Below are 23,172 nucleotides of genomic sequence, written 5' to 3' on the forward strand. Positions count from 1 at the left end.
CGGCCCCGAGATCCGGTGGACTCAGCGGTGCGTGCCGGCGCGTAGCATCCCGATGGTCTTGCTGACGCGCTGCGCCCGGGTGGCCTCCCGCTTGGCCTCGGTGACCCAGCGGACGAACTCCTTCCGATGCGAGGGGGCCAGCGCCTCGAACGCCACCTGCGCTTCGGCGTCGTCGGCCAGAGCGGCGGCCAGGTCCTCAGGCACCTCGACAGCACGCGTCGCCACGTCGGGGGCGATGCCGACCTCGTACGCCGATCCGATGCTGACCCCGGCCTGCTCCCGCGCCGCGCGGGACAACCCGATCAGGTTCTCCCCACCCATCCGAGCCACCCGCAGCGGCAACGTCGCCCCGTTGACAGTGACCCGCACCGGGAACGCCCTGCGTCCCTCCCCCACGACGGACACCTGCTCGTCGGACAGCACGAACGCCCCCGCCGGGCCCCGCTGCTCCAACGTCAACGTCAACGTGAGGGTCTCAACCATGACGCCATCGTAGTCGTCAGGTGTTCGGCGGAATCCTCGCTGATCACCTACGGTCGTGGGGATTTGCTGCTGCGCGGTGGTCCTGGCGCAGCGGGGTGATTTGGAGGGCGGCATCTGAGCCGGCCTGGCGCGGCGCCGGCAACGCCCTTTACGGCGGTGGCCGCGACGCCGATTCCGGCGCCGCGGCCCACCGTCTCCCTGTCGACGGTCTGCTCTGCCTAGCCGGGCAGGCCGCGCAGGACGGTCAGGGTCACGCTGTTGTTCCGGTACGACACCCGGAACAGGTGACCGCCCGCGTTCAGGACGCGGTTCTCCGGCAGCGCGTGGAAGCTGCCGCTGATCGAGCTGCCGCTCATGATGGTCAGCACGGTGCCCGGGGTCAGCCGCCCGCGGACGTCCAGGTCCAGCTCGCCGGCCAGCGCCAGTGCACCAGCGGCCCGGACGCTGGTGTAGTCACGGTCGCCCGAGATGGTCACGGCGAGGCGGCCCGCCCGGCCGATGGTCGCGTCCCCGCCCACGGCCAGGGTGTTGCCGGCGGTGACGGGCACGTCGGTGATCCGCGCCGCCTCGTCCGACGAGAGGCCGGGCTGCAGCACGCCGCCGGTGACGTCGATGCCGCCCGCCACGCTGCCACTGCCGCCGAGCACGCCACCGACCACGTCGATCGGGCTGGCGTGCGAGCCGACGATCGACAGCTTGCCGGCTTCGACGGTGCTCGTCCCGTGCCAGGTGTTGGCGCCGGTGAGGAACAGCGTGCCGTCGCCCCGCTTGGTGAGGCTTCCCTCGTAGACGCGGGCGTTGCGGGCCTGCTCGCGGCGGACGCCGATGGCGTAGTCCGACTTGTCGGCGTCGCTCGCGTCGGCGGGCAGCCCGTCCGTCCAGCCCTTGGCGGCCTTGGTGGCCTCCCAGGCGGCCGCCTCCGCGGCGTCCTCCTGCTGCCGCGCCCGGATTGCGACGTCGGAGATGTCGTTCGACCAGACGTCGTCCTGCCCCTGCAGGTCGGCCACGAACGGCCCGAGGAACTGGCCCGGGCCCTTCATGGCCTCACGCAGGCTGACCGTGTGCCAGCCGTTGCGGCTGTCGGGAACCTGCACGATCTGGCCCCGGGTGGGGTTCGGCACGGCGCTGCCCGCCGCGTCGTTGATCGTGTTGTTCTGCCGGCCGGTGGTGAACATCGTGTACAGCGCCTGCTCGTTCGTCATGTACGGGAAGCGCTGCATGATCAATGCGAGCGCCGCCGCCGAGTGCGGCCCGGCCATCGACGTGCCGGACGAGCTGCCGTAGCGGGCCTCCGGCACACCGTTGACCACCGACACGGTCGTGCTGTTGATGCCGTTGCTCGGTGCCGTCACGCAGGACCACTTCGCCACACCGCACTGGTTGAACGCCTGCTGGCCGGGGACCAGGACGGAACCGTCCGGGTTGAGCGTCCGCCCGATGCTCGGGTTGATCCCCGACGTCGTGTACCAGCGGCCCTCCAGCTCCGGCATGAAGTACGGCGCGGCGCCTCGCGGCGACGGGTTCACGTAGCCACTGTTGCCGGCGGTGAACTGGATGATGGTGCCGGTGCGCCCGGCCTCGATGGCACCGTTCAGCCAGCGGACGGTGCTGCCGTTGGCGTCGACGACGCCGTCCGGGGTGGACCAGAGGCGCCAGGCCGTGTTCAAGCCGAAGCCGGCCGGGCTGCCGGGGGGCGTGTCGTACGTGTTGTAGTTCTCGGTGTTGGGCTGGCTGCCCCAGCTGCTGGTGATGATCCTGACGGGCTGGCCGTTCTTCGTCTGGGCCGAGTTCACGGCCCGGTAGACGTTGCCGATGTAGGCGTTGTCCGGCCGCTGCGCGGGGGTCGCGGTCGCCGGCAGGAGACCGTAGAGCACGCCGTCCGTCTTGTGGGTGTTGCCGACGTACACGTTGCTGTTGAACGCGACCCCGTGCATGTTCGCGGCAGGTCCCCCGGGCTGGGTCTGGCCGACGCCGTCGCGGCTTGCGCCGATGGTCCCGCTGACGTGCGTGCCGTGGCTGTCGTTGAACGCGGGGTCGTAGAACCCGGGTGTGGGGCCGGTGTCGCCACCTGCGGCCTCGACCGAGAAGTAGCGGTCCCCGGTCGCGTAGTCCGTGGCGAGGCTGCCGTGCTCCCGGACGTGCCCGGCGAAGACGCCCGAGTCGACGACGCCGATGTTCATCCCGGTGCCGGAATATCCGGCGGCGTAGGCGAACTCCGCTCCCATCGACAGCAGGCCGGTGTCCCGGTTGAACTCGGGGGTGCGCCAGCTCGCGGGATCGCCGAGCCGGCCGGGATCCCCCTCATAGGACGTGATCGGCGGTGGTGCGGCCACCTCCGCCCGGGCCGGCTGCGCGACGACGCCGAGCACCACTATCGGTGTGAGCGCCGCGGTCAGCCCTGTTTTCATTCGTTTCCCGGTCGACACATTCAGCCCCTTTGCAAGATCGACTCTCGCGGATACTATCCCTCCCCCCACATCGGAGCAAGGCGCCGTCGGGCACAATTCCATCTACCTCCCAGGTAATCGCCGGGCAGCCATCCGCTCCTGACGCGGCAGCTCTGCGCGACGCGTCGGGTGGTGCCCCCGAGATCGGATCGAGCCGACGTCGAGCAGGCGGAACCCGCGCAGGACGGCCACCGGCCGGGCGGTCGTCGGCGATAAGGCGGTCAACCGGGGCAATATTGCCTGCCGCGAAATGCCGCGGTGCGCGGCAGAACAATTCTCGCCCGATTTCATTCGGTGCCGATGCCGGGCAGATCCAGTGACACCGTGCCCGCCACGGGCGCAGCGCGTAGAGGCCGGCGCCGCCCAGGAACAGGGCGACCGTGGCGAGGAACGATCAAACGGATTTGATGTATCCTCCGATTCATGAGTGCCTCCGGGCAAGCCGCCCCCGCGTTCCTGCGGCTGGCCGCTCATCCGTTGCGCTGGCGGCTGCTGACCGAGCTCGCCGGCAGCGACCTGCGGGTCCGCGAGCTCGCCACGCTCAGCGGCGAGCCGCAGAACCTCGTCTCCTACCACCTGCGGCTGCTGCGTGACGGCGGTCTGGTCACCACCACCCGGAGCAGCTTCGACGGCCGCGACAGCTACTACCACCTCGATCTGGAGCGCTGCGCCGAAGGGCTCGCCGGCGCCGGCACCGCCCTGCACCCGGCCCTGCGTCCGGGCAGCGGCACGCCGCCGCCGGTCCGCCCGCGGCGGTCGCGCCGCCTCGCCGTGCTGTTCGTCTGCACGGGCAACAGCGGCCGCTCACCGATCGCCGAAGCCCTGCTCCGCCAGCACACGGCGGGAAACGTCGAGGCGAGCAGCGCCGGGACCCGGCCGGCGCCACGACTGCATCCCGACGGCGTGCGGGTCCTGCGCGAGCGGTACGCCATCGACCTCGCCGATCAGCGGCCGCGCCACCTGGACACCCTGGCCGGCAGCCGGTTCGACTATGTGATCACCCTGTGCGACCGGGCCCGCGAGGCCTGCCCCGAGTTCCCGCAGCACCCGCGCCGCATCCACTGGAGCATCCCCGACCCCGCGGCGGCCGGCGACAGCGAGCAGGCCGGCTATCGGGCCTTCACCCGCACCGCGGCCGACATCGACACCCGCATCCGCCACCTGCTACCCGTCCTCGAGCAAGGAGGTTCGCGCCATGACCGGAAGCCACGAGTACGCCAGCGTCCGCTACCTGGTTGACGACGTCGGGGCAGCCGCCGACTTCTACACCACCCACCTCGGCTTCCAACTGGGCACCGACGCCGCACCCGCCTTCGCCGAGGTGTTCCGCGGCCCGCTGCGGCTGCTGCTGTCCGGGCCGGCCAGCTCGGGTGCCCGAGCCACGCCCGAGGAGGCTGCCGCTCCCGGCCGCAACCGCATCCACCTCACCGTCGACGATCTGGCTGCCGAAATCGAGCGACACCGGGCAGCTGGGCTGCCGTTCCGCAGCGAGGTCGTCGCCGGCCCGGGCGGGCAGCAGATCCTGCTGGCCGACCCCGCCGGCAATCTGATCGAACTGTTCCAACCGGCCGGTCAGGCGCCCACTGCGACAGCCGTGCCGTGACCACCGGGTCGCCGGTGCGCTGGTGATCGTCATCTTCGCCACCTCCAGCGCGGTGTCCGACCTCGCCCGGGCGCCACGTGATCCGTGGCGCCCGGGCGGTCGGACCTGCGATCAGGGCACCATCCAGCTCAGGACCGGGGAGCCCTGGAGCGCGACCAGCACGCACATGAACAGCAGCAGCACGAGGCTCCAGCCGAACACCTTCCGGAAGATCTCCCCCTCTCGGCCGGCCATGCCGACCGCGGCGGCGGCGATCGCCAGGTTCTGCGGGCTGATCATCTTGCCCAGCACTCCGCCGGACGAGTTGGCCGCGGCCAGCAGCAGCGGGTCCAGCCCGGCCCGGGTCGCCGTCTGCACCTGCAACGCGCCGAACAGCGCGTTGGCGGAGGTGTCCGAGCCGGTCACCGCGACGCCGATCCAGCCGAGGATCGCCGACAGGAAGACGAACGCCCCGCCGGCCGCGGCGAGGAACGCGCCGAGGGTGTTGGTCTGACCGGACTGGTTCATCACGTACGCCAGGGCGAGCACCGCCATCACCGTGACGATCGCGTAGCGCAGCTCGAAATAGGTGCGGCCGTACGCGCGCAGCGCCCGGCCCGCCGGGACCCGCAGCACCAGCGCGGTCAGGATGGCGGCGAGGATCATCAGGGTGCCCGCCGCGGGCAGCCAGTTGAAGGTGAACGTCATCGAGGACAGCGGCTTGCCGTTGCCGCCCAGGATGTCCAGCCCCGGCCAGTTGAACTTCACCGTCCACGGCTCCTTCGCCAGGGCCGTCTTCACCGCGCCGAGGTTGGCGATGGAGAAGATCGCGATGATGATCAAATAGGGCGCGTACGCCCGGGCGACCTCGACCGGGGTGTCCGCGATCCGCCGACCGCCCGCCGTGGCGGCGCGCACCTGGTCGGTGGGCCGCTGCTCCAGGTCGTCGTCGCGGTGCCGGCCGACGAGAGCGGTCTCGTCGATGCGCGGATCACCCGGCGGGGTCTCCCCACCGGAACCGCCCAGTCCGGGGGCGGCGGTGCTGGTCGTATCGGAGCGGGTGCCCGCGGCGGCGCGGACCGTGCCGGGGCCGGCCAGCTCCGCGTCGACTGCCCCGCGGGCGGCCGGCACGGCGGCGGCCTCCGGCTCGCGGCCGAGGTCGGCGGGGGTGACCGGGCGCCAGACGCGGACCAGCAGCACCACGGCGGCGGCCGAGACCAGCGCGGCGACGATGTCGGTCAGCGGCACCGAGATGTAGTTCGCCGCGACGAACTGCGCCAGGCCGAAGCTCACCCCGGCGACCAGCGCGGCCGGCCAGGTCTGGCGGATGCCGCGCCGCCCGTCGACCAGGGCCACCAGCATCAGCGGTACGACCACCGCGAGGATCGGGGTCTGCCGGCCGACCATCGCGCCGAGGGTGTCGACGGTGAGCCGGGGGTCGGGGTTGGCGCCACTGCTGACGCTGGCCAGCGTGACGATCGGGGTGGCGAGCGCGCCGAAGGCCACCGGCGCGGTGTTGGCCAGCAGCGACACCGAGGCGGCGTGGATCGGGCGGAACCCGAGCGCCATCAGCATCACCACGGTGATCGCCACCGGCGTGCCGAAGCCGGCCAGCGCCTCCAGCAGCGCACCGAAGCAGAACGCGATGATGATCGCCTGGATACGCATGTCCGGGCTGACCCGTTCGAAGGAGCGGCGCAGCACGTCGAAATGCCCGCTCTCGACGGTGAGGTTGTAGACCCAGATCGCGTTGATGACGATCCAGAGGATCGGGAAGAAGCCGAAGGCGGCGCCCTCGGTGGCCGAGAGCACGGCCTGCCCGATCGGCATGGCGTAGACGGCGATGGCCACGATCAGGGCGACCACGAGGGAGATCACGCCGGCCAACCAGGCCTTGACTTTCATGACGCCGAGCAGGACGAAGAGGGTGAGCAGGGGTAGGACCGCGAAGATGGCCGAGAGCGCGACGGAGTCACCGACGGGGTCGGTGACGACTTTGAACTGGTCGAACATGGGTCACCTCGACGCTATGGGGGACGGGGGTCAGCGGTGACGGTGGATCCCGCCGTCAGGACGGGGTTCGCTGGTGCAGCAACTCCTCGACCCCTCGTCCGCGGATCGAGGCGTCGAGGACCTGGGCGGTGTGTGCCAGCGCGATGTCGCCGCCGGCGCGGGTCACCGAGGCGGCGACCTGCATCAGGCAGCCGGGGTTGGCGGTGACGAGCAGCCCCGCCCCGGTGGCCAGTACGGTGCGGGCCTTGCGGTCGCCGAGTTCGGCGGCCGGCCCGGGGTGGAGGATGTTCCAGATGCCCGCCGAGCCGCAGCAGATCTCCGGATCGGCGATCTCCCGCAGCTCCAGCCCGGGGATGTCGCGCAGCAGCCGGCGGGGCTGCGCGCGGACGCCCTGGGCGTGGGCCAGGTGGCAGGCGTCGTGGTAGGCGACCGTCACCGGTAGCGGGTGCCGGGTGGCGACCGGGCCGAGCTCGACCAGCACCTCGGAGAGGTCGCGGACCTTGCCGGCGAAGTCGGCGGCGAGCGCCGCGTACCGGGGGTCCTCGCGCAGCAGGTCGCCGTACTCCTTGAGGGTGGAGCCGCAGCCGGCCGCGTTGACCACGAAATAGTCGATGCCGGCGGCCGCGAACGTGTCCACCATCCGGCGGGCGAAGCGGCGCGCCTCCTCCTCCCGTCCGTTGTGCACGCTCAGCGCCCCGCAGCAGCCCTGCCGGTCGGGCAGGATCACCACCTCGCAGCCCTCTGCGGCGAGCACCCGGGCGGTGGCGGCGTTCACCTCTGGAAAGAAGGCGCCCTGCACGCAGCCGGTGAGCATGCCGACCACGGCCCGCCGGGTGCCGCCGGCGGCCACCCGCTGCGGCGGGCGAGCGGCCCGGCCCAGCCGGGGGGCCAGCGACTCCACCGTCGCGAGGGTGGGTGCCAGCCGGCGCAGCAGCCCACTGCGGCGGACCAGCCGGGGCAGGCCGGTGGCCTGGTAGGCCCGCAGTGGCCCGCGCAGCAGCCGCAGCCGCCTCCGGTACGGGAAGAGCGCGAAGATCGCCGCCCGCAGCGCCCGGTCCCGAGGGCCGCGGCGGTGCCGGCGTTCGACCTGCTGGCGGGTGGCCTCGATGAGCCGGTCGTACTGGACGCCGGAGGGGCAGGCGGTCACGCAGGACATGCAGCCGAGGCAGCGGTCGAAGTGGGTGACCATGGAGTCGGCGAGCGGCTCGCCCTCCAACCCCTGCTTCATCAGGTAGATCCGCCCGCGCGGCGAGTCCATCTCCTCGCCCCAGAGCACGTAGGTCGGGCAGGTGGGCAGGCAGAAGCCGCAGTGCACGCAGTCCGCGACCAGTTCGGCGGACGGCGGGTGGTGCTCGTCGAAGGCGCCGACGCCGGGCGGCTGGGCGGCCGCGCCGAGCACGTCCCGGGGACCGCTGGCCGGCTGGCTCCCGCCGGGTGAGGTGACCGGGGTTGGGCCGGGCTGCTGGGGGATGCTCATCAGATCCCTCCCACGAATCGGCCGGGCGCCAGCCGGGCGTCCGGATCGAAGCGCTGCTTGACCCGGCGCATCAGCTCCAGGCCGTGGACCGGTCCCCACAGGTCGACCCGGTCCCGCACGGGCGCGGGCGCGGTGAGCACCACCGCGTGCCCGCCGACGGCGGCGGTCGCCGCCCGGAGCGCGTCCACCAGGCCGGCGACCCGCTCCGGGTCGGATGCGCCGGGCAGGCCGGCGTAGAGGACACCGACGCCGGCCGAACCGCGCAGCGCCAGCGGCAGGTCGTGCCTGTCGGCCGCCGCGCGGGCATCGCTCAGCAGCCGGGGTACGCCGGAGAGCGCGGCGGTCAGCTTCAGGCCGACGTCCCCGTCCCGCCACGGATGGTGTGCCCAGCCTCCGGGCGGCTGGTCGGCGTCGGTGGCGTCGGCGCCGAGCAGCCGGCGGGCCGCGGCGGCCCGGGCGGCCACCCCGGCCGGGGTGCCCTCCAGCAGCACGGTGACCGTCGCTCGCTCGCCGGCCGGCGCGTCCACCTCCAGCGCGGTGGGTACGAGCTGGGCCGCCCGTACCGTGCCGGCCAGTCGGCCGGCCTCGGCCAGGTCGTCCACGGCGCGCGAGACGTACGCGACGGTGGCGGGCAGCGGGTGCAGCCGGAACGCGCACTCGGTGATCAGCCCCAGCGTGCCGTACGCGCCGGTGACCAGCTTGCCCAGGTCGTAGCCCGCGACGTTCTTGACCACCTTGCCGCCGGCGTGCGCCACCACCCCGTCCGCGCGCACCAGGGTGACCCCGATGAGCAGGTCGCGGACCGTTCCGTAGAGCATCCGGCGCGGGCCGCTGGTGTTGGTGGCGACGGCGCCGCCGACGGTGCCGCCGGGCAGCGGTGCGTCGAGGGCGAGCTGCTGCCCGGCGCCGGCCAGGATGGCCGGCAGCTCGTCGAGGCGGGTGCCGGCCCGGACCACGGTGATCAGGTCGCCGGCGGCGTGCTCGACCACCCCGGTCAGGGCGGTGGTGTCGAGGATCAGGTCGAGCCGACGGGGCGCACTCCCCCAGTCCTGCTTGGTGCCGCCCCCGCGGAACGTGACGGCCAGGTCGAGCGCAGCTGCCGCGCGCAGCAGGGCGGCGGCCTGGCCGGTGTCCCGGGGCGCGGCGACGTAACGGGCCGCCACCCCGGCGATCGTGTCGTGCTCGCCGGCGGTGCGGACGACCGCGCCGTCGTCGCGCCCAGGGTCACCAGTCGCGGCCCCGCCCGGCGCGCCGGGGCGCGGCGCCGGGACGTCGCGGGGGCGGACCTCGGCGGCGGCGCGGAGCTGGTCGAGGGTCCGGTCGGCGGGCATCAGAACACCTCCGCCAGGCCGGCCTCCTGCGCCGGGTGGGCCCCCTTGTGTCGGCCTGGCACCTCGCCGCAGAGGCGCGGTGTCGGGAAGACCTTGCCGGGGTTGGCCAGCCCGTCCGGGTCGAACGCGCAGCGCAGCAGCTGCATCGTGTCCAGGTCGTCGTCGGTGAACATGCGGGGCATGTACTTCGCCTTGTCCATGCCCACGCCGTGCTCCCCGGTGATCGAGCCACCGTGGGTGATGCAGAGGTCGAGGATCGCGCCGGAGACCTCCTCGGCGCGGACGGTCTCGCCGTCGACGGCGGCGTCGAAGAGGACCAGCGGGTGCAGGTTGCCGTCGCCGGCGTGGAAGACGTTCGCCACCCGGATGCCGCGCTCGGCGGAGAGCTCACCGATGCGGCGCAGCACCTCCGACAGGGCGGTCCGCGGAATCACCCCGTCCTGGACGATGTAGTCCGGGCTGATCCGCCCCACGGCGGCGAACGCGGACTTGCGCCCCTTCCAGAACAGCGCCCGCTCGGCGTCGTCGGCGGCGATCCGGATCTCGAACGCCCGGTTCTCCCGGCACAGGCTCTCCACCTGCGCGAACTGGGCGGCGACCTCCGGTTCCGGCCCGTCGAGCTCGACGATCAGCACCGCCCCGGCGCCGGGCGGGTAGCCACAGTGCACCGCCGCCTCGGCCGCCTCGATGGCCAGGGCGTCCATCATCTCCACCGCCGCCGGCACCACCCCGGCCGCGATGATCGCCGAGGTCGCCGCACCGGCCTGGTCGGTCGTCTCGAACGCGGCGAGCAGGGTGCGCACCGACTCGGGCAGCCGGGTCAGCCGGACGGTCACCTCGGTGGCGATGCCGAGGGTGCCCTCGGAGCCGACGAACGCGCCGAGCAGGTCGTAGCCGGGGGCGTCGGGGGCGCGGCCGCCGAGGCGTACCCGGTCGCCGTCCGGAGTGACCAGCTCGACGCCGAGGACGTGGTTGGTGGTGAAGCCGTACTTCAGGCAGTGGGCGCCGCCCGAGTTCTCCGCCACGTTGCCCCCGATGGAGCAGATCTGCTGGCTGGACGGGTCCGGCGCGTAGTAGTAGCCGTAGGGGGTGGCGGCCCGGGTGACCGCCAGGTTGATCACGCCGGGCTGCACCACCGCCCGCTCGTCGTCCGGCGCGATCTCCAGGATGTCCCGCATCTGCGAGGCGACCACGAGGACGCCGTCGGCGCGGGGCAGGGCGCCGCCGGAGAGCCCGGTGCCGGAGCCGCGGGCCACGAACGGCGTACCCGCGGCGACGCAGGCCCGCACGACGGCGGCGCACTGTTCCGCGTCCGCCGGGAGCGCCACCAGCGCGGGGATCACCTTGTACTGGGCCAGCCCGTCGCACTCGTAGGTGCGCAGCTCCTGCCGGTCGCTGATCACCCGGTCGGCGCCGATGGCGGCCCGCAGGGCGGCGGCGAGAGCCTCGAGGTCCGTCGTGGTCCTGCTCATCGCCACCTCCACGTCGCGTCGGTCGTCGGTCAGGGCATCCGTTCGTACGCGGGCACGGTCAAAAAGTCGGCGAACTCGTCGGCGACGGCGACCTCCATGAACAGCGCCCGGGCGTCGGCGTAGTCACCGGGAGCACCGGGCAGTTTCCCGATCTCCTCGTCGGCGATTCGTTCGACCAGCTCCCGGGTGACCCGCTCACCGGTGACGTCGAGGGTGACGTCGTTGTGCAGCCACTGCCACACCTGGCTGCGGGAGATCTCCGCGGTGGCCGCGTCCTCCATCAGGTTGTAGATGGCCACCGCGCCGGAGCCACGCAGCCAGGTGGCCAGGTACTGCACGCCGACGCTGACCGCGTTGCGCAGCCCGCCCTCGGTGTGCTGCCCCGGGGTGGACCGAACGTCGAGCAGCTCGGCGGCGGTCACCCGGACCTCGTCGCGGGTGCGGTCGAGCTGGTTCGGCCGGTCACCGAGGACCTGGTCGAAGACCTCCCGGCAGATCGGCACCAGGTCGGGGTGGGCGACCCAGGAGCCGTCGAACCCGTCGCCCGCCTCCCGCGTCTTGTCGTCCCGGACCTTCGCCAGCGCCGTCTCGTTGACCTGCGGGTCGCGGCGGCTGGGGATGAACGCGGCCATCCCGCCGATGGCGTGCGCCCCACGCCGGTGGCAGGTCCGCACCAGCAGTTCGGTGTACGCGCGCATGAACGGCACCGTCATGGTCACCGAGTTCCGGTCGGGCAGCAGGAAGTCGGCGCCCCGGTTGCGGAACTTCTTGATCACGCTGAACATGTAGTCCCAGCGGCCGGCGTTCAGCCCGGCGGAGTGCTCGCGCAACTCGTAGAGGATCTCGTCCATCTCGAACGCGGCCGGGAACGTCTCGATCAGCACGGTGGCCCGGATGGTGCCACGCGGGATGCCGAGGCGCTCCTGCGCGAGCAGGAAGACGTCGTTCCACAGTCGCGCCTCGAGGTGGCTCTCCATCTTGGGCAGGTAGAAGTAGGGCCCGGCGCCGCGGTCGAGCTGCCGGCGGGCGCAGTGGAAGAAGTAGAGGCCGAAGTCGACCAGGCTGCCGGAGGTGCGGTCGCCGTCGACCAGGATGTGCTTCTCGGTGAGGTGCCAGCCGCGCGGCCGGACCACGATGGTGGCCAGCTCACCGTCGTGCAGGGCGTACTGCTTGCCGTCCGGCGAGGTGAAGTCAAGCTTACGATCGATCGCGTCGCGCAGATTGAGCTGGCCGGAGATGACGTTCTCCCAGAGCGGGGTGTTGGCGTCCTCGTGGTCGGCCAGCCACACCTTCGCCCCGGAGTTGAGCGCGTTGATGGTCATCTTGGCGTCCGTCGGGCCGGTGATCTCCACCCGGCGGTCGACCAGGCCCGGCGCCGGGTCGGCGACCCGCCAGTCGGACTCGCGGATCTCCCGGGTCTCGGGGAGGAAGTCGAACAACGCGCCTCCGGCGAGCTCGGCCTCGCGCCGCTTGCGCCGGTCGAGCAGTTCGCGACGGCGGGCGTCGAAGGCGCGGTGCAGGTCGGCGAGGAAGCTCAACGCCTCGGGCGTGAGGATGTCGTCGTACCGGGGGTGCATCTGCCCGGTGACCTCGATGCCGGCAGGGTTGGCCATCGACTCGCTCCTCACCGTGATATGTGTCGCGATCTATCCGGCGGTGCTCCAGCCGACTGTAGTTCTCGCTGGTCATGGCCGCGAGTTGAGCGACGGCACAGTGGCCGGGAACGGTCGATCCACTGCGGCGAGCGGTGCCTGACCTGCGGCGAACGGCGAACGGTCGGCTCGGGGGCCACCGACCGGGCACGAGGATCACCGTCCCCGGCGCCAGGGGAACCCGTGACGGGAACGAAGATTTCTCGCTTCGCCGGATCGGCAGCATCCCGCTTGACGATTGACCTTGGTTTACGGTGCCGACCTTGCAGGGCCGGTAGGTTCAATCTTGAGGCGCTCGCCGAGTCTGCGAAGCTGGCGATGATCGCACATTCGGAAGGAAAGCCGGCCATGACAACCGACCGACAGGACATCACCCATCTGCAGCGTTGCGTAGCGCTGGCCGCAGAAGCTTTGGCGGCGGGCGACGACCCATTCGGGTCGGTCTTGGTGGGCCAGAGCGGAGTCGTGCTGGCGGAGGCCCGAAACCGGGAGACGTCCTCGGCGGACCCGACGGCGCATCCCGAGCTCGCCCTAGCGCAATGGGCGGCCGGACATCTGCCGCCGGCGGTACGGGCCACCGCGACCGTCTACACATCGGGCGAGCACTGCCCGATGTGCGCCGCCGCCCATGCGTGGGTAGGACTTGGCCGCATCGTCTACGCCGCATCGAGCTCGCAGCTCGCCACTTGGCGAGCGGAGTGGGGCTTGCCGGCCGGGCCGGTGGCCGTGCTTCCCGTCACCGCCGTCGCGCCGGCTCTCACGGTCGTCGGCCCGGTCGCTCCACTCGACGAAGAGATGCGGCTCCTGCACGAACGCGCCGCGAATCTGCGTGCCGCACAATAGCCACGCGCAGCACCTCTCCGGGCTCGCAGCGCCGCCTCGCCACGGTCGTTTCCCGCAAGCCGACGCAGGATTGCCGTCAGACGCGGTCCAACTGCACGTCGACTGCGGCGGCCCAGGGTTGCGGCTGGTGAGCGGCTTCTCAAGAGCACCCTGCTGACCTACCTCGGCGGGCGGCACCCCCTCCGCCCGGAAGACGAACGCGTCCGGGAGCGCTGGGCTACGCCCCGTCCGACCAGACATGGTGGGGCAGCACCTTCAACCGGACACGCGTCCAAGCCTACTTGGGGCTGAACGCTGGATGGAGGGTCGACGGGGTCGGCCTGACGCGCGAGTTGGGCCACGATTTACAGGGCCCGACGCACTGCCGGTGCGAGAGGGCCAGCTAGCCCGGCCACCACCTGGTCCGTAGCCTCGGCTGGGCTGTCCGGCTCGGTCCAGAAGGGTCTGCAACCACTGGGATCAGCGCTCCCGTGGGCGTCCCCACGTCCCAATTTGTGTGTCGACGTAGACAACGCCGCCGCGAGTTTTGAAGTCCTTCTCAGCCACGCAGCGATCATCGCTGACGAAGACAAGCACCGGCCTCCCGTCCGGCTCACGGCTGAGTCCAGGAACTCGCAGCTTGGGAATTGTCGATATCCGGCTGTCCGCTGGCTTGGCCGCCTGGTCTCGGCGGTCTCTCGTGGCCCCGGCTGGCCCCTGCTGTCCTGGCCCAATGGCACGCTAATGGCACGCCGGCTGCTCTCCTCGACCTGTCGTACTCCGCTTAATGCGTGACAGGTTGACTTCAGATGATGCGTGGCGCTGCGCCGAGGCGCGTCGCTACGTGCCGTGACGCATGCGGTCAGGCGGAATCAGGACGGACGATAAGTGTCACATCGCTGCTGGTCGCGATCACCAAGGTGCGGCCGGACGGGGAGAATCCGGCGGCACGCAGTTCGGAGTAGTCAGCATGGAAGACGTGCCACCAGGACGTGCCCGATCGGCCCTTATAGGCACCACCGTCGGCGGACAGCAGGATGCGATCGTTCGGCCACTCGGGCGCCACCACGTCGATGGTCCAGCCGTCGTCGGTCGTGGCGTGTAGGCCGCCGCCGAACAACCCGGCGATGGGTACCCGCGTGTCCGCCAGCACGCCGATGCCCGGACAGGCCAGGTCGGGCCCGGACGGTTCCGCGTCGTCGGGGTCGGGGTGACGGTCCCGGGCGATCTTCGCACCCGTTGTGGCGTCGATCAGACCAAAGCCGTCCATCGAGACGATCATTAGCAGGTCGACGCCGGTCTGCGGGTGGACACCGAAGCCGACGCCTTGCAGCCCGCCCACCGGTATGTAGCGCCACGTCTGGTCGAGGTGTCGCCATGGCTCTGGCGGCGCGACGACCGGGGCTGCCAGGAACTTCGCCCGCAGCTGCTGTTGGTAGTCCGAGAGCATCCCGTTGTCCTTCGACGCCGGCGGCCGGACGGCCTCGCGGCCTTCTACAGATCCGATCGCGCTGAGTAACGGCCCGGCACTACACCGGGCCATCGGTGTCACGCATCATCCGACGCTGATCCGTAACGGATCAAGTGGAGCGCGACACTGCTCTCCTCGACCTCCTGTCGGTAGCGTCGCCGCCCCCTGCCTTGCAAAGATCAAGACGGCTGTCGGCAGGCGTCGGTGGCGGCCGTTGACCTGCTCGTGCTGTCGCTTTCGGTCTGCCCCAGACTGGTCACGTAGACCGGCTTGGCTGTACGGATGGCTGTACAGCCAAGCCTGCGTGGCTCCGAATCTCGTAGGGCCTACCTCAGGTAGGCGCGCTCATCTACGACGTAGGTTGGCTCGCCGAGGAACGTGTCGACCGGAACCTGACCGTGAGCGACACTCAGAGTGTCAAGCCGGTAGGACCAGTCGCCGGTGCAGCACCCGACGAACCGGTAGTTGATCTGCCAGCGCACCCACTCGCCGGGCTTCAGGAGCACAGCTGGCGGTCGGCGATGGCGCCGCGGCATCCCCCACGGTGACGCATTGAGCTGCACCCGAAGCCGCCCATCAACCTGGCGCAGCTGCACGCCGTCAACGGGTAGCGCCAACTGCGTAGTGGAGTGCGGTCGGAACTCGTCGGATTCGCCTTGGAGGACTTCGTGTACGAGCGGTGCCTTCCCGGCAGGCAACCGAAAGGCAACCGGTGCCGCATTCCGCTTCGCCGCAGCCGGTCCGCCCCGAGACTGCTTCGTCCACGACGTCCGTACCCACTGCACTACCGACTCCATACGGGCAATCTTCGGGATCCGGCAGACGTCAGGCAATGGAAATGCCATCCCCACGCTGGCCTTGGGATTCGTCGAGCCACCGACCGAAATTTAGTGCGGCGATGAACGTCTCTTGGTTGGCCTCGATGAAGGCGAGTTCGTGTTGGGTCCAGGTGAGCACTTCGGCAGAGCGTGCCCGAGGGATCGAGGCCCCTTCGTCGTCGAGGATGTTTCGCCAGAACGCCTCGTTGCGGCGTAAGCGCTCGCGGATGGCGCTGGGTAGGCGATCACGGTCGCCTGGGCTCAAGCCGTAGGCGTCGGCGAGGGTTCGCACCTGGCGGGCTTGTTCTGTCGCGGGTCCCCGGTCGGGCCGCGACGAGATGCACCAGGCCCATGCCATGTAGCCCACGTCCTCCAACGGGCGGCCGGGCGCCGCCAAGTCGAAGTCAATGAAGGCGACCGGCTGGCCGTCGCGGAAGACCATGTTGTTCGGTCCGGGGTCGTGATGGCAGACCACCTCACCTGGGAGGATGGATTCCACGTCTCGCGTGGCGTCATGCAGTCCTCGCAGCAGCGTCGCTGCCTGTCTGACCTGGTCGTCGGTGAAGTGCTGCCATCGTGGTGGAACGTGACCGGGCACGAACGACAACACGTCGCGACCGCGTTGGTCCCACCCCAGGTGCTGCGGGCAGCCGTCGAAGCCCTTCTTGGCGAGATGAGTCAGCAGCCGCGCCACGAACCGCGACGCAGGCGAGGCTGGGCGGCGCGCCGTGTCACCGACCCGGACTACACCAGCCGTCAAGCGACCCCCGGCCAAGGGTTGCTCCGCGTCGTGCTCAGTGCTCTGGCCCACCTCGCGACCCTAATGGCCGCGCATGCTGAATCTAGGCCGTGCCGCTGCCAGGCCGGCCCTGGCTTTGGTGCACTCTTCTGGCCGCGATCAGCTCGCTGAGGTGTCGCAGATCAGTTGGCGGGCATGTGTCGCGCATCAGTCGACGAAGGTCATCGGCTGGTCGGCGGCGGTCGGCAAGCTCGGCGCGCCGGGTCTGCACTTCCATGATCTGCGGGACACGGGGAACACGATCGCGGCGCGGACCGGGGCGAGCACCCGCGAACTTATGGCCCGGATGGGTCACGACTCGCCGCAAGCGGCCATGATCTACCAGTACCCACCTCGGAGGCGGATCGGGCCATCGCCCAGGCGATGAGCGCCGCGGTGAAGGTCGAGCGAAAAAGGCCGAGAAGCCGGCGGCTGGTTCCTCGGACAAGGCCAAGGGCAAAGGCAAGAAGGCGGGCAAGAAGCGTGGCGAGTGGCCCGTGGATGGCTCGTCGGGCACCGCTGGCCGCAGCAACATCGAAGGCCCTGGCCGGGGCTGCAGCTCGCGAGCGCGACGAGCACATCGCCGACGCGCTCAGCTCACAGACCAAGCAGAGCAGCAAATCGGGTACGTAGCGGGCACGGCCAGCGCAAGAAGCGGCACCCTGCTCGAGGTACCGCTTCCTCGCACCGACTCATACATCGCGTCAAGCGCAGGACCGGGAGTGAGTCGACGGACATCCGCTATCTACGCCAGACAGACAGCGACCTGAGGGTGCTCGAGCTGCCTACGGTGAACCGTCCGACGCCGTAGCCCTGAATCCGTACCGCTGCTCGATTGGCTGCCCAGCGCGATCCTGATGCCTCGCCTACAAACTCCGATCAGTCCGTTGGCGAAGTCGAACTCGCCGGCAGCAGACCTCGTCCAGGGTCGCTCAGCCGTAGTCGCCCACGCAGGACGCGTAGAGAGAAAGGACCACCAGACGGCCAGACGCGACAAGGGCAAGCTCGTCGGTGGACAGCTTCCAGCTGTCGAACGGTTCGCGGTCGCGCTGGTAGCGGTACACCACGATCCGGCAGCTACCGCTCGAGTCGCTGGCTCCCTCGCCCTCTAATCCGAAAATGACCGTGCCGAGACGGGCGGCAGCATCCCGGCGTAGCGCAGCGGAGCCGGGATGAGGGGTTGTTGGTGTGGTTATGCGGCGGGTTGGAGGGTGACCTGGTAGCCGAGGGCGTTCAGGCCGCGGATGTGGTTGCGGATGGCGCGTTGGGTGCCGGCGCGGTTGTCGTAGTGTCCGGGGCCCAGGTCGCTGAAGGTGGATTGTTCGTCGGAGAGCAGGTGCCAGACGATGGTCAGGATGGATCGGCCGACCGCGACGACGGCTTTTTTCTTGCCGCGGCGGCGGGCGAGCCTGCGATATCGCTCGCCGAGGAAGGTGTCGGTGCGTGATGCGCCGACGGCGGCTTCGCCCAGGACGCGGGCGAGGTAGTGGTTGCCGTGCCCGGTGGAGCCGTTGCCCTTGTTCTTGCCGGCGGATTCCTTCACTCCTGGGGCGAATTTGGCCCAGGAGGCCAGGTGCGCGGCGGTGGGGAACCGGGTCATGTCCAGGCCGATCTCGGCGATGATGGCGTGGGCGGCGGTGGCGCCGACACCGGGGACCTCATCCAGCCGGGCCACCGCTGCCGTGAAAGGGGCAACCAGCTCCTCGATACGGGCCTCGACCGCCGTGATGTCGGCGTTGAGCGTGTCGATGTGGGCGAGCATGCGGGCCAGCAGGAACGCGTGGTGGTCGCTAAAGCGCCCGACAAAAGCCTCGTGCAGGTCATGCAGCTTGGTGCGCATGCGGGTGCGGGCCAACTGCGCCAGGGTGTGCGGGTCGCGTTGCCCGGCGACGAGGGCGTCGAGCATCGCCCGGCCGGAGACGCCGAAGATGTCGCTGGCGACCACGGACAGTTTGATCTGGGCGTCTTCGAGGAGCTTTTCCACCCGGTTCTTCTCCCGTCCGCGCTCACCGATGAGGTCGACGCGGTAGCGGGTCAGGTCCCGAAGCTGGCGGATCGCGGCGGGTGGAACGAAACTCGGGCGGATCATGCCGCGTTCGGCTACCTTGCACAGCCAGACCGCGTCGAGCTTGTCGGTCTTCGGCCGGCCCGGCAGATGCTTGACGTCGCGGGCGTTGACCAGCCACACCTCGAACCCGGCTGCTTCCAGCAGGTAGTACGGCGGCTTCCAATAGTCCGACGTTGCCTCCATCACGACCCGGGTCACGCCGAGGTCGGCCAGCCAGTCACCCAGCCCAGTCAGCGACCGGGTCATCGTGGAGACGGTGCGTATCTCCTGCACTCGTCGTGTTGATCCAGTCGGGCTGGGCAGCCGCACGCAGCACACCACCTCGGCCTTGCCGATATCCAACGCCGCAACCCGCTCCACGACCTGCGCATCGTCTGGTGCCTCCTGCATCTGCGACCTCCCTTGCCATAGCACGGTTGACCGGGGTCGGTCGCTCGCAGGAGTCGCAGGGACGGGGAACGAAGCTAATCCGCGTGCTCGAAGCAACAGTGAAGGGCCCAACAGCGCGACTCCCAGCGCCCGACTAGACGACGGCCTCAAGGACCAAGGAGTAACGACGTCGACGAGCGACCGGACCCCCATTTTCAGCCCGGAACGGGCCGCCCACCAGGGGCGACAGGGACTAGACGAGTGATTCCGAATTGATCAGTGGTCGTACGCGATCAAGGAACGCTTGACGGGTGCGTTGGTCCGCCAGTTGTGCCAGATCGCTGCGGCCATCGCGAGGAGCCGCTGCGCGACGCGCGCGAACACTCCGGCCGGGGTGCGCCCACCGTGTCCTTCCAGGTTGAGCTGGCCTTTCAGGGTGTCGTTGACCGACTCGATCCACTGCCGGACACCGGCGAGGTTGCCGAAGCGGCGTTGCTCGTCCTTGCGGTCCGGGCGGGCCAGCAGCACCCCGACCTGCTCGGCGGCGTACCGATCGATCTGCTTGCCGGACAGGCCCTTGTCCGCCAACACCACCATGCCGCTGCACAGCGAGCCCAGTTCGCGGGCGTGAGCCAGCAACTCCTCGGCCACCTCCCGCTCTCCGATCTTGGGGTTGGCCAGGCACCACGCCACCGGCATTCCCTCGGCGGTGGTCATCAGGTACAGCTTCAACCCCCAGTACCAGCGCGAATGGGAGGCGCAGTAGCCGTACCCGGCGATCTCTGCCAACGCCGAACGCTGCACGGTGGGCCGAGACGTGCCGCACGGGACCGGGGTGGCATCCAGCAACCGCAGGTCGTCGCGCCACGACGGGCACAGCGTGGCCAGGTACAGCGTGGCCCGGCAGATCAGCGGCGCGGCGGCCTTGACCCGCTTGTGGTATCCGGGTTGTTTGGGCAGGTACGGGAACAGATGCCCGAGCCGGCCGTAGCACAGGCGCAGCCAATGGTGCTCCGAGCGGGCACCCAGCAGCACCTGGGCCACAGCCAGGCATACCAGCTCGGAGTCGGACAGCCGCTTGGGTCGGCCCGGCCCACGTCGGTGCGGCGGGATGACGTGGTCGTCGATCAGGACGTACAGTGCGGTCAAGAGGGTGTCGAGGTCTGTCTTCACAAACAACCATCGATGCCCTCTCTTCTTGTGCTGGTCAACCCGCCACGCCGCCCAACCCAGAGTTGGGAATCACTCGTCTAGTCCCTGTCGCCCCTGGTGGGCGGCCCGTTCCGGGCTGAAAATGGGGGTCCGGTCGCTCGTCGACGTCGTTACTCCTTGGTCCTTGAGGCCGTCGTCTAGTCGCAACGCCGTTCAGTTAGGCGTTGGCGAGGTCGGTCAAGGGGTGTGTTGATCAGGAAGTAAGGAGCGGAGTTCCGGTATCAAGGTTTGTCACTCCAAGACAACCCAGAACCAGGAACTCCGCTTGGTGGATCAGATTGCCATAACCCGGACGGTCAGGGTAGCGACGGGGCCGTTCGCGGCGGGTCACCTCGGTGAGCTGACCCGGCTGTTGCCGTTCGAGATGATCGATGAGGTTCTGACTGCGACCCGGCGTACGCAGCGGCGGATCCGGCTGCTGCCTGCCCGGGTTGTGGTCTATCTGCTGATCGCGGGCTGCCTGTTCGCCGATCTCGGCTACCGGCAGGTGTGGTCGAAACTCGTCGCTGGTCTGCATCCGCTGCCGGTGCCCGACCCGTCGGGCAGCGCCCTGCGCCAGGCCCGGCAGCGGCTGGGTCCGGCGCCCATGCGGGCCTTGTTCGAACTGCTGCGCGGCCCAGCGGCTACCAGCGCTGCCACCGTGTGGTGGCGGGGCCTGATGCCGGTCGTCATCGACGGCACCGTACTCACCGTCGCGGATTCGCCGGCCAACCTGCGCCGCTACGCCAAGCAGCGGGGCAACAACGGCGGTTCCGGCTATCCCACGCTGCGGCTGAGCGCGCTGCTGGCCTGCGGCACCCGTTCGGTGCTCGACGCGGTGTTCGACCCGCTCAGCACCGGCGAGATCGCCCAGGCTCACCATCTGGCCCGCAGTCTGCGCTCCGGGATGCTGTTGCTGGGCGACCGCAACTACGCCAGCGCCGACCTGATCACCAGGATCGCCGCGACCGGGGCCGACCTGCTGATCCGCTGCAAGAGCAGCCGTAAACTACCTGTGCTCGGCCGCTATCCGGACGGATCCTGGCTCTCAGCCGTCAGCGGCCTGCGGGTCCGAGTCGTTGATGCCCGGATCAGCATCACCACCACCGGCGGCAGCCAGACCGGCGACTACCGGCTGATCACCACCCTGCTCGACGCCCGCCGCCACCCGGCAGGCGACCTCGCCCGGCTCTACCACCAGCGCTGGGAGATCGAGACCGCCTACCTCGAACTCAAATCCAGCATCCTCGGCGGACGAGTCCTGCGAGCCCGCACCCCCGACGGCATCGACCAGGAAATCCACGCCCTGCTCATCACCTACCAGGTGCTACGCACCGCGATGACCGACGCCACCGACAGCCGGCCCGGCCTCGACCCGGACCGGGCCAGCTTCACCACCGCCCTCAACGCCGCCCGCGACCAGATCACCCTGGCCGCCGGCGTCATCGCCGACACCGTCATCGACCTGGTCGGCGCCATCGGCGAACGCGTCCTGGCCAACCTGCTACCCGAGCGCCGCATCCGCACCAAAACCCGAATGATCAAACGCTCGAACTCCAAATACCAGGCCCGCGGACCGAACATCGACCGCCGCACCTACAAGGCCACCACCAACATCGACGTCATCACCAACGAACCTTGACACACCAGCCACCGGCCTAACTGAACGGCGTTGCGTCTAGTCGGGCGCTGGGAGTCGCGCTGTTGGGCCCTTCACTGTTGCTTCGAGCACGCGGATTAGCTTCGTTCCCCGTCCCTGCGACTCCTGCGAGCGACCGACCCCGGTCAACCGTGCTATGGCAAGGGAGGTCGCAGATGCAGGAGGCACCAGACGATGCGCAGGTCGTGGAGCGGGTTGCGGCGTTGGATATCGGCAAGGCCGAGGTGGTGTGCTGCGTGCGGCTGCCCAGCCCGACTGGATCAACACGACGAGTGCAGGAGATACGCACCGTCTCCACGATGACCCGGTCGCTGACTGGGCTGGGTGACTGGCTGGCCGACCTCGGCGTGACCCGGGTCGTGATGGAGGCAACGTCGGACTATTGGAAGCCGCCGTACTACCTGCTGGAAGCAGCCGGGTTCGAGGTGTGGCTGGTCAACGCCCGCGACGTCAAGCATCTGCCGGGCCGGCCGAAGACCGACAAGCTCGACGCGGTCTGGCTGTGCAAGGTAGCCGAACGCGGCATGATCCGCCCGAGTTTCGTTCCACCCGCCGCGATCCGCCAGCTTCGGGACCTGACCCGCTACCGCGTCGACCTCATCGGTGAGCGCGGACGGGAGAAGAACCGGGTGGAAAAGCTCCTCGAAGACGCCCAGATCAAACTGTCCGTGGTCGCCAGCGACATCTTCGGCGTCTCCGGCCGGGCGATGCTCGACGCCCTCGTCGCCGGGCAACGCGACCCGCACACCCTGGCGCAGTTGGCCCGCACCCGCATGCGCACCAAGCTGCATGACCTGCACGAGGCTTTTGTCGGGCGCTTTAGCGACCACCACGCGTTCCTGCTGGCCCGCATGCTCGCCCACATCGACACGCTCAACGCCGACATCACGGCGGTCGAGGCCCGTATCGAGGAGCTGGTTGCCCCTTTCACGGCAGCGGTGGCCCGGCTGGATGAGGTCCCCGGTGTCGGCGCCACCGCCGCCCACGCCATCATCGCCGAGATCGGCCTGGACATGACCCGGTTCCCCACCGCCGCGCACCTGGCCTCCTGGGCCAAATTCGCCCCAGGAGTGAAGGAATCCGCCGGCAAGAACAAGGGCAACGGCTCCACCGGGCACGGCAACCACTACCTCGCCCGCGTCCTGGGCGAAGCCGCCGTCGGCGCATCACGCACCGACACCTTCCTCGGCGAGCGATATCGCAGGCTCGCCCGCCGCCGCGGCAAGAAAAAAGCCGTCGTCGCGGTCGGCCGATCCATCCTGACCATCGTCTGGCACCTGCTCTCCGACGAACAATCCACCTTCAGCGACCTGGGCCCCGGACACTACGACAACCGCGCCGGCACCCAACGCGCCATCCGCAACCACATCCGCGGCCTGAACGCCCTCGGCTACCAGGTCACCCTCCAACCCGCCGCATAACCACACCAACAACCCCTCATCCCGGCTCCGCTGCGCTACGCCGGGATGCTGCCGCCCGTCTCGGCACGGTCATTTTCGGATTAGCAGTTCATCCCAGGGCGGCGCGAAGGATCCGTC

Annotated in this window: 17 protein-coding genes; 5 read left to right on the top strand and 12 right to left on the bottom strand. The window is 70.1% G+C overall.

The features are described 5' to 3' along the window. Positions 1-21 precede the first annotated feature (21 nt). Together AC0OLQ_RS23435 and AC0OLQ_RS23440 are read right to left on the bottom strand one after the other, a co-directional pair. Positions 22-483, bottom strand: a complete 462-nt coding sequence (locus tag AC0OLQ_RS23435; protein ID WP_484528053.1) for a YdeI/OmpD-associated family protein — start codon at positions 481-483, stop codon at positions 22-24. A gap of 218 nt (positions 484-701) precedes the next feature. Continuing rightward, positions 702-2,891: a S8 family serine peptidase gene (locus tag AC0OLQ_RS23440; protein WP_484528054.1), complete on the bottom strand. Its 2,190-nt coding sequence runs from the start codon at positions 2,889-2,891 to the stop codon at positions 702-704. A 462-nt stretch (positions 2,892-3,353) separates the two neighbouring features. On the opposite strand from AC0OLQ_RS23440, the gene AC0OLQ_RS23445 reads away from it, so the two are divergent. Both AC0OLQ_RS23445 and AC0OLQ_RS23450 read left to right on the top strand, forming a co-directional pair. Beyond that, positions 3,354-4,169, top strand: a complete 816-nt coding sequence (locus AC0OLQ_RS23445; RefSeq protein WP_484528055.1) for an arsenate reductase/protein-tyrosine-phosphatase family protein — start codon at positions 3,354-3,356, stop codon at positions 4,167-4,169. Next, on the top strand, positions 4,126-4,533 hold the full coding sequence (locus AC0OLQ_RS23450) for a VOC family protein (RefSeq protein ID WP_484528056.1): 408 nt from the start codon (positions 4,126-4,128) through the stop codon (positions 4,531-4,533). The genes AC0OLQ_RS23445 and AC0OLQ_RS23450 overlap by 44 nt, the downstream gene beginning before the upstream one ends. Before the next feature lie 111 nt (positions 4,534-4,644). Here AC0OLQ_RS23450 and AC0OLQ_RS23455 read toward each other — a convergent pair whose 3' ends face one another. Genes AC0OLQ_RS23455 through aceB form a run of 5 tightly spaced genes read right to left on the bottom strand, consistent with a single transcriptional unit; the run spans position 4,645 to position 12,418 of the window. Further along, positions 4,645-6,525, bottom strand: coding sequence for an L-lactate permease (locus AC0OLQ_RS23455; RefSeq protein ID WP_484528057.1), 1,881 nt, complete (start codon positions 6,523-6,525; stop codon positions 4,645-4,647). Positions 6,526-6,580: 55 nt separating this feature from the next. Next, the gene (locus AC0OLQ_RS23460) at positions 6,581-8,002 is read right to left on the bottom strand and encodes a (Fe-S)-binding protein (RefSeq protein ID WP_484528058.1); all 1,422 of its coding nucleotides are present in this window, start codon (positions 8,000-8,002) and stop codon (positions 6,581-6,583) included. After that, positions 8,002-9,333 carry an FAD-binding oxidoreductase gene (locus tag AC0OLQ_RS23465; protein WP_484528059.1) on the bottom strand — a complete coding sequence of 444 codons (1,332 nt, stop codon included), beginning with the start codon at positions 9,331-9,333 and terminating at the stop codon, positions 8,002-8,004. Before AC0OLQ_RS23465 ends, AC0OLQ_RS23460 begins: the two co-directional genes overlap by 1 nt. Then, the gene (locus AC0OLQ_RS23470; protein ID WP_484528060.1) at positions 9,333-10,805 is read right to left on the bottom strand and encodes an FAD-linked oxidase C-terminal domain-containing protein; all 1,473 of its coding nucleotides are present in this window, start codon (positions 10,803-10,805) and stop codon (positions 9,333-9,335) included. The genes AC0OLQ_RS23465 and AC0OLQ_RS23470 overlap by 1 nt, the downstream gene beginning before the upstream one ends. A 29-nt stretch (positions 10,806-10,834) precedes the next feature. Continuing rightward, positions 10,835-12,418 carry a malate synthase A gene (gene aceB, locus AC0OLQ_RS23475; RefSeq protein ID WP_484528061.1) on the bottom strand — a complete coding sequence of 528 codons (1,584 nt, stop codon included), beginning with the start codon at positions 12,416-12,418 and terminating at the stop codon, positions 10,835-10,837. A gap of 387 nt (positions 12,419-12,805) precedes the next feature. Between aceB and AC0OLQ_RS23480 the strand changes: the two genes are divergently transcribed. Next, positions 12,806-13,300, top strand: a complete 495-nt coding sequence (locus AC0OLQ_RS23480) for a nucleoside deaminase (protein WP_484528062.1) — start codon at positions 12,806-12,808, stop codon at positions 13,298-13,300. A gap of 841 nt (positions 13,301-14,141) precedes the next feature. On the opposite strand, the gene AC0OLQ_RS23485 is transcribed toward AC0OLQ_RS23480, so the two are convergent. The 5 genes from AC0OLQ_RS23485 to AC0OLQ_RS23505 form a co-directional block, all read right to left on the bottom strand. Then, complete coding sequence (locus AC0OLQ_RS23485) at positions 14,142-14,729, bottom strand: hypothetical protein (protein WP_484528063.1); 588 nt, start codon at positions 14,727-14,729, stop codon at positions 14,142-14,144. Between the two features lie 846 nt (positions 14,730-15,575). Next, positions 15,576-16,262 carry a phosphotransferase gene (locus AC0OLQ_RS23490; RefSeq protein WP_484528064.1) on the bottom strand — a complete coding sequence of 229 codons (687 nt, stop codon included), beginning with the start codon at positions 16,260-16,262 and terminating at the stop codon, positions 15,576-15,578. Positions 16,263-17,278: 1,016 nt separating this feature from the next. Beyond that, complete coding sequence (locus tag AC0OLQ_RS23495) at positions 17,279-17,413, bottom strand: hypothetical protein (protein ID WP_484528065.1); 135 nt, start codon at positions 17,411-17,413, stop codon at positions 17,279-17,281. 125 nt (positions 17,414-17,538) lie between these two features. Next, positions 17,539-18,804: an IS110 family RNA-guided transposase gene (locus AC0OLQ_RS23500; RefSeq protein ID WP_484527114.1), complete on the bottom strand. Its 1,266-nt coding sequence runs from the start codon at positions 18,802-18,804 to the stop codon at positions 17,539-17,541. 255 nt (positions 18,805-19,059) lie between these two features. Beyond that, complete coding sequence (locus AC0OLQ_RS23505) at positions 19,060-19,956, bottom strand: IS982 family transposase (protein WP_484532264.1); 897 nt, start codon at positions 19,954-19,956, stop codon at positions 19,060-19,062. A gap of 403 nt (positions 19,957-20,359) precedes the next feature. Between AC0OLQ_RS23505 and AC0OLQ_RS23510 the strand changes: the two genes are divergently transcribed. Together AC0OLQ_RS23510 and AC0OLQ_RS23515 are read left to right on the top strand one after the other, a co-directional pair. Next, positions 20,360-21,616, top strand: coding sequence for an IS4 family transposase (locus AC0OLQ_RS23510; protein ID WP_484527201.1), 1,257 nt, complete (start codon positions 20,360-20,362; stop codon positions 21,614-21,616). Positions 21,617-21,789: 173 nt separating this feature from the next. Beyond that, positions 21,790-23,055: an IS110 family RNA-guided transposase gene (locus tag AC0OLQ_RS23515; RefSeq protein WP_484527114.1), complete on the top strand. Its 1,266-nt coding sequence runs from the start codon at positions 21,790-21,792 to the stop codon at positions 23,053-23,055. Positions 23,056-23,172 lie beyond the last annotated feature (117 nt).

This window comes from Micromonospora sp. Utrum1, assembly GCF_057197805.1.